The sequence below is a fragment of the Enterobacter sp. J49 genome (genome assembly GCF_002148625.1).
GTDB classification, from domain to species: Bacteria; Pseudomonadota; Gammaproteobacteria; order Enterobacterales; family Enterobacteriaceae; genus Enterobacter; species Enterobacter ludwigii.
Genome location: NZ_MWPY01000035.1, coordinates 137,727 through 150,911, shown reverse-complemented (window position 1 = coordinate 150,911; position 13,185 = coordinate 137,727). Strand labels below are relative to the sequence as shown.

Annotated in this window: 12 protein-coding genes; 11 read left to right on the top strand and 1 reads right to left on the bottom strand. The window is 55.9% G+C overall.

Annotation, left to right across the window (positions count from 1 at the left end; translation table 11 throughout):
• Positions 1-20: 20 nt before the first annotated feature.
• Entirely contained in the window at positions 21-830 is an 810-nt protein-coding gene (locus BJP35_RS16965; protein ID WP_086463438.1) for a DeoR family transcriptional regulator, read from the bottom strand.
• Between the two features lie 251 nt (positions 831-1,081).
• On the opposite strand from BJP35_RS16965, the gene kbaZ reads away from it, so the two are divergent.
• From kbaZ to BJP35_RS16905, 11 genes are all read left to right on the top strand, one after another.
• Positions 1,082-2,377: a tagatose-bisphosphate aldolase subunit KbaZ gene (gene kbaZ, locus BJP35_RS16955; protein WP_020883560.1), complete on the top strand. Its 1,296-nt coding sequence runs from the start codon at positions 1,082-1,084 to the stop codon at positions 2,375-2,377.
• Between the two features lie 19 nt (positions 2,378-2,396).
• Positions 2,397-2,870 carry a PTS N-acetylgalactosamine transporter subunit IIB gene (gene agaV / locus BJP35_RS16950; protein ID WP_014171751.1) on the top strand — a complete coding sequence of 158 codons (474 nt, stop codon included), beginning with the start codon at positions 2,397-2,399 and terminating at the stop codon, positions 2,868-2,870.
• A 10-nt stretch (positions 2,871-2,880) separates the two neighbouring features.
• Positions 2,881-3,660: a PTS N-acetylgalactosamine transporter subunit IIC gene (gene agaW / locus BJP35_RS16945; RefSeq protein ID WP_020883559.1), complete on the top strand. Its 780-nt coding sequence runs from the start codon at positions 2,881-2,883 to the stop codon at positions 3,658-3,660.
• Positions 3,650-4,528, top strand: a complete 879-nt coding sequence (gene agaE, locus BJP35_RS16940) for a PTS N-acetylgalactosamine transporter subunit IID (protein WP_020883558.1) — start codon at positions 3,650-3,652, stop codon at positions 4,526-4,528. Before agaW ends, agaE begins: the two co-directional genes overlap by 11 nt.
• 15 nt (positions 4,529-4,543) lie before the next feature.
• Complete coding sequence (gene agaF, locus BJP35_RS16935; protein ID WP_020883557.1) at positions 4,544-4,978, top strand: PTS galactosamine/N-acetylgalactosamine transporter subunit IIA; 435 nt, start codon at positions 4,544-4,546, stop codon at positions 4,976-4,978.
• On the top strand, positions 4,975-6,108 hold the full coding sequence (gene nagA, locus BJP35_RS16930; RefSeq protein WP_014171755.1) for an N-acetylglucosamine-6-phosphate deacetylase: 1,134 nt from the start codon (positions 4,975-4,977) through the stop codon (positions 6,106-6,108). The genes agaF and nagA overlap by 4 nt, the downstream gene beginning before the upstream one ends.
• A 246-nt stretch (positions 6,109-6,354) precedes the next feature.
• A complete protein-coding gene (locus BJP35_RS16925) occupies positions 6,355-7,503 on the top strand; it encodes an SIS domain-containing protein (protein ID WP_047743755.1) in 1,149 nt (382 codons plus the stop codon).
• A 12-nt stretch (positions 7,504-7,515) separates the two neighbouring features.
• On the top strand, positions 7,516-8,388 hold the full coding sequence (kbaY, locus tag BJP35_RS16920; RefSeq protein ID WP_086463437.1) for a tagatose-bisphosphate aldolase subunit KbaY: 873 nt from the start codon (positions 7,516-7,518) through the stop codon (positions 8,386-8,388).
• Between the two features lie 118 nt (positions 8,389-8,506).
• Positions 8,507-10,078 carry a maltose/glucose-specific PTS transporter subunit IIBC gene (gene malX / locus BJP35_RS16915; protein WP_020883553.1) on the top strand — a complete coding sequence of 524 codons (1,572 nt, stop codon included), beginning with the start codon at positions 8,507-8,509 and terminating at the stop codon, positions 10,076-10,078.
• 12 nt (positions 10,079-10,090) lie between these two features.
• The gene (locus BJP35_RS16910) at positions 10,091-11,263 is read left to right on the top strand and encodes a MalY/PatB family protein (protein ID WP_086463436.1); all 1,173 of its coding nucleotides are present in this window, start codon (positions 10,091-10,093) and stop codon (positions 11,261-11,263) included.
• A gap of 15 nt (positions 11,264-11,278) precedes the next feature.
• Complete coding sequence (locus BJP35_RS16905) at positions 11,279-13,168, top strand: enterotoxin (protein ID WP_086463435.1); 1,890 nt, start codon at positions 11,279-11,281, stop codon at positions 13,166-13,168.
• Positions 13,169-13,185 lie beyond the last annotated feature (17 nt).

Here is a 13,185-nt window from a genome sequence, read left to right as displayed (position 1 = left end):
CCCAAAGAGAGGGGGGCAACTTAGCCCTTCACCAACACCACATCTATTCCGCTCTTACGCAACCCTTCCAGGCTCTCAGGCGGAATTCCTTCATCGACGATAATCATATCGATTCTCTGGGTATCGATGATTTTATGCAGGCTCGAACGGTTAAATTTGCTGGAGTCAGTGACCACGATAATACGCTCTGCCACCTCGCACATCCGCCGGTTCAGTCGGGCTTCATCTTCATTGTGGGTACTGACGCCGCGATCGAGGTCGATGGCGTCGACCCCCAGAAAAAGCAGATCAAAGTGGTAATTCTGTAAGGACTGCTCAGCCTGATCGCCGTAAAAGGATTGCGACTGGCGGCGCAAGTGCCCACCGGTCATCAGCAGCTCCACCCCTTCCGCTTCCAGTAATGCATTCGCCACGTTCATTCCGTTGGTCATGGCAATCACATCCGTGTGCTGACGCAGCATACGGGCGATTTCAAACGTCGTGGTTCCGGAATCCAGAATGATGCGATGACCCGGCTTCACCAGCGCGGCGGCCGCCTGCGCGATACTGCGCTTAACTGCAATATTGAGCGAACTTTTGTCCTCCACGGAGGGTTCAGTGCCAGGCGCATTGCCTTCACAAATCAGCGCTCCGCCATAAGCACGAACGGCAATGCCCTGCTTCTCAAGAAACGCCAGGTCGTTACGGATCGTCACCGTGGAAACGCCATATAAATGAGAAAGATCGTTAACCTGCACGCTTCCCTGTGCCCGCAACCGCTGAATGATCTGCTCTCGCCTTTCACTGGTGCCGGTGACGCGCTTCTCCGCGGATGAATCGGTGCTGCTCATGCGAGCTCCTTAATAAATGGTCTTTCGTTTCATTTCGTTTTGTCTATTAACGCCTTTCTTTTATGGGAATGCAAGCCCTGCCTGCTTCCAGTCAGCGCACTCTCTCGTCGCTGAAACCTTTCATTATGTTTCTTTTGTGAAACAGATCGGAAAACTATTATCTTTCGTTTTATTTTTATACCACCATGATGCAGGATTAAATGAAACAAAACGAAAGATGAAAACCATCACCATCCGAAATGGAGAGGAAAGTGAAACATCTGACAGAAATGGTGGAACAACATAAACGGGGGAATGCGAACGGGATTTATGCCGTTTGTTCCGCACATCCACTGGTACTTGAAGCCGCAATTCGTTACGCCCAACTGCATCACACGCCGCTGCTGATTGAAGCCACCTCTAATCAGGTGGATCAATTTGGCGGTTACACCGGTATGACACCCGCCGATTTTCACGGGTTCGTCTGTAAGCTGGCGGAATCCCTTGGTTTCCCGACATCGCAACTGATCCTCGGCGGCGATCATTTAGGGCCAAACCGCTGGCAAAACCTGCCTGCCCGGCAGGCGATGGCGAATGCCGAGGATCTGATCAGAAGCTATGTCGCTGCCGGGTTTAAAAAGATCCACCTCGACTGCAGCATGTCCTGCGAAGACGATCCGGTTCCGTTAACCGACGCCATCGTTGCCGAGCGCGCGGCGCGCCTGGCGAAAATTGCGGAGAAAACCAGCCTGGCGCACGCTGATGTCGCTGACCTGGTCTATGTCATCGGTACGGAAGTGCCGGTTCCGGGCGGCGCGCATGAAACGCTCACCGAGCTTGCCGTCACGACCCCAGAAGCCGCGCGTGCCACCCTTGAAGCTCACCGCCACGCGTTCGAGAAAGAAGGGTTAAGCGACATCTGGCCACGCATTATTGGCCTGGTGGTTCAGCCTGGCGTTGAGTTTGACCACGCACACGTGTGTGACTATCAACCGCAAAACGCCGTCGCCCTGAGCCATATGGTTGAAGCTTACGACACGCTGATATTTGAAGCGCACTCTACCGACTACCAGACACCGCAGGCGCTGCGCCAGCTGGTGAAAGATCACTTCGCCATCCTCAAAGTTGGCCCGGCACTAACCTTTGCCCTGCGTGAAGCGTTGTTCTCGCTGGCCGCCATTGAAGAAGAGTTGCTGCCTGCAAAAGCCTGTTCGGGCCTGCGTCATGTCCTGGAAAACGTGATGCTCGATCGCCCCGAATACTGGCAAAGCCATTATCACGGTGATGGCAATGCGCGACGCCTGGCACGCGGGTATAGCTACTCCGATCGGGTGCGCTATTACTGGCCGGACAGCCAGATCGACGAAGCCTTTGCGCGACTGGTACGCAACCTGGCAGACGAACCGATCCCGCTGCCGCTGATCAGCCAGTACCTGCCGTTGCAGTACAGCAAAGTTCGCGAGGGTGCTCTCAAGTCGACACCACGGGACCTCATCCTCGACCACATTCAGGACATACTCCAGCAGTACCACGCCGCCTGCGAAGGCGTAACGACTCAAAACGCATAATTAAAAAGAGGAAAGCGCTATGCCAAACATTGTCTTATGCCGCATCGATGAACGCCTGATCCACGGTCAGGTAGGTGTGCAATGGGTTGGGTTTGCGGGGGCCAACCTGGTGCTGGTCGCTAATGATGAAGTCGCTGAGGATCCGGTTCAACAAAACCTGATGGAGATGGTGCTCGCAGAAGGGATCGCCGTGCGTTTCTGGTCGCTGCAAAAAGTGATCGACAACATTCATCGCGCTGCCGAGCGCCAGAAAATTCTGCTGGTCTGCAAATCACCCGCGGATTTTCTGACGCTGGTCGAAGGCGGCGTGCCCATCACCCGTATCAACGTAGGAAACCTGCATTACGCCAGTGGCAAAAAACAAATTGCCAAAACGGTCTCTGTCGATGCGAACGATATCGCCGCATTTAACGGCCTGAAAGCCGCCGGAGTGGAATGCTTCGTTCAGGGTGTTCCGACTGAGACTGCTTTGGATCTCTTTAAACTGCTCTGAGGGATTCACAATGGAAATTAGTCTCTTGCAGGCATTCGCGCTGGGCATTCTCGCCTTTATCGCGGGCCTGGATATGTTTAACGGGTTAACACACATGCACCGCCCGGTGGTGCTCGGGCCGCTGGTTGGCCTCATTCTGGGCGATCTGCACACCGGTATTTTAACGGGCGGTACGCTGGAGCTGGTCTGGATGGGGCTGGCTCCGCTGGCCGGCGCGCAACCGCCAAACGTCATTATCGGCACGATTGTCGGCACCACGTTCGCGATCAGCACCGGTGTGAAGCCGGATGTCGCCGTTGGGGTCGCCGTCCCGTTTGCGGTTGCGGTACAGATGGGGATCACTTTCCTGTTCTCCGTCATGTCCGGAGTGATGTCTCGCTGTGACCGCATGGCAGCCAATGCGGACACGAACGGCATCGAAAGGGTCAACTATCTGGCACTGCTGGCGCTCGGTATCTTCTATTTTCTGTGTGCCTTCCTGCCGATCTACTTTGGCGCTGAACACGCGAAAACCGCCATTGATGTGCTGCCGGAACGTCTGATTGACGGCCTCGGCGTCGCCGGCGGCATCATGCCCGCGATTGGCTTCGCCGTATTGCTGAAAATCATGATGAAAAACGTCTATATCCCTTACTTTATCATCGGCTTTGTTGCCGCAGCCTGGTTGAAACTGCCGGTGCTGGCGATTGCCGCGGCTGCGCTGGCAATGGCGCTGATTGACCTGATGCGTAAATCGCCTGAACCGGCGACACCTGCAGCCCAGAAAGAGGAATTCGAAGATGGCATCTAATCAAACTACGCTGCCTGGCGTTTCTGAACACGAAGAGACGCTGCTCACGGGCGTGAATGAAAACGTCTATGAAGATCAACATATTGGTGCCGAGCTGACGAAAAAGGATATTAACCGTGTCGCCTGGCGTTCGATGCTGCTGCAGGCCTCGTTTAACTATGAACGTATGCAGGCTTCCGGCTGGCTGTATGGCCTCCTGCCCGCGCTGAAAAAGATCCATACCAACAAGCGGGATCTGGCCCGCGCCATGAAAGGCCATATGGGCTTCTTCAATACGCATCCATTTCTGGTGACATTTGTCATTGGCATCATCCTGGCGATGGAGCGCTCCAAGCAGGATGTCAACAGTATCCAGAGCACCAAGATCGCCGTGGGGGCACCGCTTGGCGGCATTGGCGATGCCATGTTCTGGCTTACGCTATTGCCAATTTGCGGCGGGATCGGCGCAAGCCTTGCCCTGCAAGGCTCCATACTGGGTGCGGTGGTCTTTATTGTGCTGTTTAACGTAGTGCATCTTGGCCTGCGTTTTGGCCTGGCACATTACGCCTACCGGATGGGTGTGGCAGCCATCCCGCTGATTAAAGCCAATACCAAAAAGGTCGGTCACGCGGCTTCCATCGTGGGGATGACGGTCATTGGCGCGCTGGTGGCAACCTACGTACGTCTCAACACCACGCTTGAAATCAAGGCCGGGGATGCGGTGGTCAAGCTGCAAGCCGACGTTATCGATAAACTGATGCCCGCTTTCCTGCCGCTGGTCTATACCCTGACCATGTTCTGGCTGGTTCGTCGCGGCTGGACCCCACTGCGCCTGATCGGTATCACCGTGGTGCTGGGGGTTGTCGGTAAGTTCTGTCACTTCCTGTAAAGCAAAGAGGTCGCAATGTTAGGCATTATTTTGACGGGTCACGGCGGGTTTGCCAGCGGGCTTGAACAGGCGATGAAACAAATCCTCGGCGAGCAGCCGCAGTTTATCGCCATCGATTTTCCTGAAAGCTCCACCACCGCGCGGCTGACCGCGCAGCTTGAACAGGCAGTCAGTGAACTGGACGGGCAGCACGATATTGTGTTTCTCACCGATCTGCTCGGGGGGACGCCGTTCCGGGTGGCATCAACGCTCGCCATGAAAAGACCCGGCAGCGAGGTGATTACCGGTACAAACCTGCAGCTGTTGCTTGAGATGGTGCTGGAGCGCGACGGGTTAAGCAGCGAAGCCTTTCGTCTGCAGGCCCTGGAATGCGGGCATCGCGGCCTGACCAGCCTGGTGGATGAGCTGGGGCGCTGTCGTGAGGAAGCCCCCGCTGAGGAAGGGATATGAGTCAGGTGCTGCGCGCGCGTCGTCTGCTGACCGAGCAGGGCTGGCTTGAGGATCACCAGCTACGCATGGAGAGCGGAATTATCACCGCCATCGAGCCGATCCCAGCTGGCGTGCATGCCCGGGATGCCGACCAGCTTTGCCCGGCGTATATCGATACCCATGTTCACGGTGGCGCGGGTGTGGATGTGATGGATGATGCCCCAGAGGTGCTGGACACGCTGGCGATGCATAAAGCGCGTGAAGGCACAGGGGCTTTTTTACCGACGACCGTCACCGCACCGCTGGAGACTGTCCACCGGGCGCTCGCACGCATCGCCCGGCGCTGTATGTCCGGGGGTCCCGGCGCGCAGATACTGGGCAGCTATCTTGAAGGTCCCTATTTTACGCCACAGAACAAAGGGGCACATCCGCCTGCGCTGTTTCGTGAGCTGGATGTCAGCGAACTGGACTCGCTGATTGAAGTATCGCAACACACCCTCAGGGTTGTCGCTCTGGCACCGGAGAAACCCGGTGCGTTGCAGGCCATTCGCCACCTTAAGCAGCGTGGGATACGGGTCATGCTCGGCCACAGCGCCGCGACGTACGATCAAACGCTTGCCGCTTTTGAGGCGGGCGCTGATGGGCTGGTGCACTGTTATAACGGCATGACCGGGCTCCATCATCGTGAACCCGGTATGGTCGGTGCAGGCTTGACGGACCCGCGGGCATGGCTGGAACTGATTGCCGACGGGCATCACGTTCACCCGGGCGCTTTGCGGCTGTGCGCCTGCTGCGCCAAAGAGCGGATCGTTCTGATTACCGATGCCATGCAGGCCGCAGGGATGCCCGACGGACGTTACAGGCTGTGTGGCGACGAGGTCAACATGCACGGTGGGGTGGTACGCACCGCTTCCGGTGGGCTTGCAGGCAGCACGCTGTCTCTCGATGCCGCCGTGCGCAATATGGTGGCGCAGGCGGGAATAACGCCAGCGGATGCGATCCATATGGCCTCGCTGCACCCTGCCCGATTGCTGGGTATTGATCACCAGCTCGGTTCATTAAAACCGGGCAAGCGTGCCAATATGATTGCGCTGGATGAAGGTTTCCACCTTCAGCAGATCTGGATCCAGGGTTTGGCTCTCCCCCTTTAGACCTTTCATTGTCCCGTTATTGGGCCTTGCGGCAAGCGATCGCAAGGTCTTTCTTTTCCTTTCCTTAATCATTGCCTTTTCTTTGCCGATCACACTTTTCGTTTTATTTCTTTTCTTTCATTGAACTTTCGATTTCTTTTCTATAGATTTTATTTAACTGCTTAAGTGAACAAGTGAAACGAAACGAAAGATAGCGACACGTTTGCCAGCGTCTGATGTGGAATTCACACGACTAAGGACTGAGTTATGTCAGAAACCAACACTACCGCCACCACCGGCACATGGACCGAAGAAGAGATCCGCCAGCAACCTGCCAGCTGGATCCGCTCACTCAACAATATCGATAACCTGCGCGCGTCGATCGATAACTTCCTGACGCCGCTGCTGCGCAAGCACGAGCTGCGGATCGTGTTGACAGGGGCAGGCACCTCGGCCTTTATCGGCGACATCATTTCGCCCTGGCTCGCCAGCCACACCGGGAAAAACATTACCGCCGTACCGACGACCGATCTGGTCACGAATCCGATGGACTACCTGAGCGCCGCACACCCGCTGCTGCTGGTGTCGTTTGCCCGTTCCGGCAATAGTCCGGAAAGCGTAGCCGCCGTTGAACTGGCAAACCAGTGTGTGCCGGAGTGCTACCACCTGTCGATCACCTGTAATGAGGCGGGAAGCCTTTATCAGACCGCGGTAAACAGCGATAACGCGTATGCGCTGCTGATGCCTGCCGAAACACACGATCGCGGGTTCGCGATGACCAGCAGCATTACCACCATGATGGCAAGCTGCCTGGCAGTCTTCGCCCCGGAGACGATCAACAGCCATACCTTCCGCGATGTGGCCGATCGCTGCCAGACGATCCTCACGTCACTGGGCGATTTCAGCCAGAGCGTCTTTGGCAACGATCCGTGGAAAAGGATCGTCTATCTGGGAAGCGGGGGTCTGCAGGGGGCCGCTCGTGAATCGGCGCTGAAGGTGCTGGAGCTGACGGCAGGCAAGCTGGCGGCGTTCTACGATTCCCCAACCGGTTTCCGTCATGGCCCCAAATCGCTGGTGGATCGCGAAACGCTGGTGGTGGTGTTTGTCTCCAGCCACCCCTATACGCGGCAGTACGATCTGGATCTGCTTGCTGAGCTGCGCCGCGATCGTCAGGCCATGCGCGTGGTGGCCATTGCCGCCGAAACCGATCCGGTCATTGAGGCTGGCCCGCATATCCTGCTGCCCCCTGCCCGCACGTTTATCGATATGGAGCAGGCTTTCTGCTTCCTGATGTACGCCCAGGTCTTTGCCCTGTCTCAGTCACTTCGTGTGGGCAATACCCCGGATACACCGTCCGCCAGCGGCACGGTTAACCGTGTCGTGCAGGGCGTCGTTATTCATCCGTGGCAGGCTTAAGAGGATCCGATCATGAGTATTATTTCGACAAAATATCTTCTGCTGGACGCCCAGGCGAAAGGCTACGCCGTACCGGCGTTCAACATCCATAACGCGGAGACGATCCAGGCGATCCTCGAAGTGTGTAGTGAAATGCGATCGCCGGTGATACTCGCGGGCACGCCGGGCACCTTTAAGCACATTGCCCTGGAAGAGATCTACGCCCTGTGCAGCGCGTACTCCACCACTTACGACATGCCGCTGGCGCTGCACCTCGATCATCACGAATCGCTCGACGACATTCGTCGCAAAGTTAACGCGGGTGTGCGCAGCGCGATGATCGACGGCAGCCACTATCCGTTTGAGCAAAACGTAAAGCTGGTGAAATCAGTGGTCGACTTCTGCCACCTCAACGATTGCAGCGTTGAGGCCGAACTGGGCCGCCTGGGCGGCGTGGAAGATGACATGAGCGTGGACGCTGAAAGCGCGTTTCTGACCGACCCGCAGGAAGCGAAACGCTTCGTTGCGCTGACCGGCGTCGACAGCCTGGCCGTGGCCATCGGAACCGCTCACGGTCTCTATACCAAACGGCCAAAAATCGACTTTCGACGGCTGGCTGAAATCCGCGACGTGATGAGCGTACCGCTGGTGCTGCACGGGGCGAGTGATGTGCCGGATGACGATGTTCGCCGCACCATAGAGCTGGGCGTCTGCAAAGTGAACGTGGCAACCGAGCTAAAAATTGCGTTCTCTGGCGCCGTTAAGGCCTGGTTTGCTGAGAACCCGCAGGGCAACGATCCGCGTTTCTACATGCGGGTTGGCATGGATGCCATGAAAGACGTGGTCAGAAGCAAAATCACCGTGTGCGGCTCGGCGAACCGATTGCTGCTCCCGGCGGAAGCCTGATCTCATCGCATAGAACATCAATAACTCAAAAATAACTATAAGCCTCGCAAATATGAAGGCGCGTCCTTAAGCCAGACAGCGCCTTCCATTACGATAAATAATTCCGAGGAGTCCCTACATGACACAGGAAAAGTCGTTTAAATCGAAAGCGTGGGAGTTTTTTCAGAGCCTGGGAAAGACCTTTATGTTCCCGGTCTCCCTTCTGGCCTTTATGGGGTTATTGCTGGGTATCGGTAGTTCTGTTACCAGCCCCTCCACCCTCAAAAGTTTCCCCTTTCTGGGCGGCGAATTAACTCAGCTCACCTTTGGCTTTATTGCCATGGTTGGCGGCTTCGCCTTTACCTATCTTCCCCTCATGTTTGCCATGGCGATCCCAATGGGGCTGGCCAGACGCAACAAAGCAGTGGGCGCTTTTGCCGGGTTTGTTGGCTATATGCTGATGAACATGAGCATCAATTATTACCTGATTGCGACCCACCAGCTTGCCGATGCCGCCTCCATGAGACAAGTCGGGCAATCGATGGTGCTGGGCATTCAAACCCTGGAGATGGGTGTGCTGGGCGGTATCGTGGTTGGGGTCATTACCTTTTTCCTGCACGAACGTTTTCAGGACACCGTTTTACACGACGCGTTCGCCTTCTTTAGCGGCATTCGTTTTGTGCCGATTATCACCGCCCTCACCCTCTCACTGGTGGGGCTGTTTATTCCCCTGCTGTGGGAGTACGTTGCGCTGGGCATTACCGGGATTGGCCATATTATCCAGAGCACCAGCGTGTTCGGCCCGTTCCTCTACGGCGTGGGGGTACTACTGCTCAAACCCTTTGGCCTGCACCATATTTTGCTGGCGATGGTGCGCTTCACGCCCGCGGGCGGTATTGAGATGGTCAATGGTCATGAAGTCGCCGGGGCGCTGAACATTTTCTACGCCGAACTGAAAGCGGGTCTGCCGTTCAGCCCGCACGTTACCGCGTTCCTGTCGCAGGGCTTTATGCCGACCTTTATCTTCGGCTTACCGGCGGTGGCATACGCCATCTATCGCACGGCCCGGCCGGAAAACCGCCCGGTGATTAAAGGCCTGCTGCTCTCCGGCGTGCTGGTCTCCGTCGTCACCGGGATCTCCGAGCCAATTGAATTCCTGTTCTTGTTTATCGCCCCTGCCCTTTACGCCTTCCATATTGTGATGTCGGGCCTGGCCCTGATGGTCATGGCTCTGCTGGGGGTGACCATCGGCAACACCGACGGCGGCATTCTGGACCTGCTTATCTTCGGGGTCATGCAAGGGATGTCGACCAAATGGTATCTGGTATTCCCGGTAGGCATTGCCTGGTTTGCCCTCTACTTCTTCGTCTTCCGCTGGTACATCCTCAAACACGATATTAAAACGCCGGGCCGTGAAGTGGACACCCAGGGTGCACAGCAGGCCGTCGAGGCCAATACCCGGGCACGCGGAAAATCGAAATACGATCATGGGCTTATCCTGCGTGCGCTCGGCGGTAAAGAGAACATCGAGTCGCTTGATAATTGCATTACCCGGCTGCGTCTGGTGGTGAAAGACATGAGTCTCATCGACCAGCAGGCGTTAAAAGAGGCCGGTGCATTGTCCGTCGTGGTGCTGGATGCGCACAGCGTCCAGGTGATCATCGGCCCGCAGGTGCAAAGCGTAAAAACCGGCATTGAAGCCTTAATTTAACAGGGGGTTGTGGTGTTTAATTTTGACGAAATCATTGAGCGTAAAAGCGACCGGTGTCGAAAATGGGATCACGCCTTTGTCCGCTCGCGCTTTGGTGATGTGCCTGAAGGTTTTATCCCGCTGTGGATTGCCGATATGGATTTCACCTCCCCACCTGCCGTGACAGAAGGTTTCCAGCGCATCGTGGAGCATGGCACCTTCGGCTACACCTGGTGCTTTGACGAATTTTACGATGCGGTTATCGCCTTTCAGCGCGAACGACATCAGGTTGACGTCGATAAATCGTGGATCACGCTGACGTACGGTACCGTCTCCACGCTGCATTATACGGTTCAGGCGTTTTGTAAACCTGGCGACACGGTGATGATGAACACACCGGTGTACGATCCGTTTGCCATGGCCGCCCAGCGTCAGGGGGTAGCGATACTGGCAAACCCACTGTGCGTGAAAGAAAATCGCTACCAGCTTGATTTTAATCTGGTGGAAGAACAGCTCAGAACGTACCGTCCAAAACTGTGGTTCTTCTGCTCGCCGCATAACCCTTCCGGCAGGATCTGGCACGCCGATGAGATACGCCAGGTTTCAGACCTCTGTCAACGCTACGGCACCCTTCTGGTGGTTGATGAAGTCCACGCCGAACATATTCTGGACGGTCATTTCGTCAGCTGTCTGGCATCCGGCTGCGCGGCGCAGGACAATCTGATCCTGCTGACCTCCCCGAATAAAGCGTTCAACCTTGGCGGGCTGAAAACCTCCTACGCCATCATTCCGGATGCCACCCTGCGCCAGCGCTTTCGCCACCAGCTTGAGAAGAATGCCATCACCTCACCCAATATATTCGGGATATGGGGAATTATTCTTGCCTACCAGCATGGTTTGCCGTGGCTCGACGCGCTGAACGGCTATCTGCGCCGTAACGCTGGCTATCTGGCAGAGGCCATCCAGACCCACTTCCCGGCCTGGAAAATGATGAACCCGGAATCATCGTATCTGGCGTGGGTTGACGTCAGCGCAGATGAACGTAGCGCCACTGAATTGACCCGACATTTCGCCCATCAGGCTGGCGTCGTCCTCGAAGATGGCAGCCACTACGTCCAAAACGGCGAACACTACCTGCGCATTAATTTCGGCACCCAGCGCTACTGGCTGGAGCAGTCCATCACCCGAATGCTGAAGCATTACTAATAAGGATCTTACCTGATGAAAAAAGTGCTCACACTCTCGATGCTTGCCTTGTGTGTTTCTCATGGCGCGGCGGCAGCGCAATACGCGCTCGATAACGACTCTATTGCCCTCTCGTTTGATGACGCCAGTTCAACGGTGGTAGTGAAAGACAAAACGGCTAACCATCCGCTTACGCCGCAGGAGCTGTTCTTTCTGACCCTGCCGGATGAGACCAAAATTCATACTGCAGACTTTACAATTAAGCATGTAGAAAAACAGGACAACGCGATTGTCATTGATTTCACCCGTCCGGATTTTAACGTGGCGGTGAAGCTGAATCTGGTGAAGGGAAAATATGCCAGTATTGATTACACCATTGCGGCCGTCGGCCAGCCGCGAGAGGTGGCGAAAATCACCTTCTTCCCGACGAAAAAGCAGTCTCAGGCGCCGTACGTTGATGGCGCCATCAACAGCTCGCCCATTATTGCTGATTCGTTCTTTATCCTGCCGGATAAGCCAATCGTTAATACGTATGCCTATGAAGCGACGACCAATCTGAACGTGGAGCTGAAAACGCCGGTTCAGCCTGACGCGCCGGTCAGCTTTACCACCTACTTTGGTACGTTCCCGGAAACCAGTCAGCTGCGCCGTAGCGTAAACCAGTTTATCGACGCCGTGCGCCCACGGGCGTACAAACCCTATCTGCACTATAACAGCTGGATGGATATCGGCTTCTTTAACCCCTACACCGAACAGGATGTGCTGGGGCGGATGGATGAGTGGAATAAAGAATTTATCACCGGACGCGGCGTGGCGCTGGATGCATTCCTGCTGGACGATGGCTGGGACGATCGTACCGGACGCTGGCTGTTTGGCCCGGCCTTCAGCCACGGCTTTGGTAAGGTCAGGGAAAAAGCAGACAGTCTGCACAGCTCCGTCGGGCTGTGGCTCTCACCGTGGGGAGGTTATAATAAGCCGCGCGATATTCGCGTCTCCCATGCCAAAGAATACGGCTTTGAAACGGTAGACGGGAAGCTGGCTCTCTCGGGCCCGCGCTACTTTAAAAACTTCAACGAGCAGATCATCAAGCTGATTAAAAACGAACATATCACCTCGTTTAAGCTCGACGGGATGGGCAACGCCAATTCGCATATTACTGGCAGCCAGTTCGCGTCCGATTTTGATGCGTCTATCGCCCTGCTGCATAACATGCGCAGCGCAAACCCCAATCTGTTTATCAACCTGACAACCGGTACCGACGCCAGCCCGTCCTGGCTGTTCTATGCCGACTCCATCTGGCGTCAGGGGGATGACATCAACCTTTACGGCCCCGGCACGCCGGTACAGCAGTGGATGACCTACCGCGATGCTGAAACATACCGCTCTATTGTGCGTAAAGGCCCACTGTTCCCGCTGAACTCGCTGATGTACCACGGGATAGTCAGCGCGGAAAATGCCTATTACGGACTGGAGAAGGTGCAAACGGACAGCGATTTTGCCGATCAGGTCTGGAGCTACTTCGCCACAGGGACGCAACTGCAGGAGTTATATATCACGCCATCAATGCTGAATAAGGTGAAATGGGACACCCTGGCGCAGGCAGCAAAATGGGCGCGAAATAACGCCAGCGTGCTGGTGGATACGCATTGGATCGGTGGCGACCCGACGGCGCTTGAGGTTTACGGCTGGGCCTCCTGGAGCAAAGAAAAAGCCATTCTGGGCTTGCGAAACCCGTCAGACAAGCCGCAAACCTATTATCTGGATTTGGCAAAAGACTTTGAAATCCCGACAGGGGGCATGGCGCAGTTCAGTCTGAACGCCGTGTACGGCAGTAACACAAGCGTACCAAGAGAGTATCAAAAGGCCGTGGTGATTACGCTGCAGCCGCTGGAAACGCTGGTGTACGAGGCCATTCGCGCGAAGTAAAATAAACTGGCCCGGCG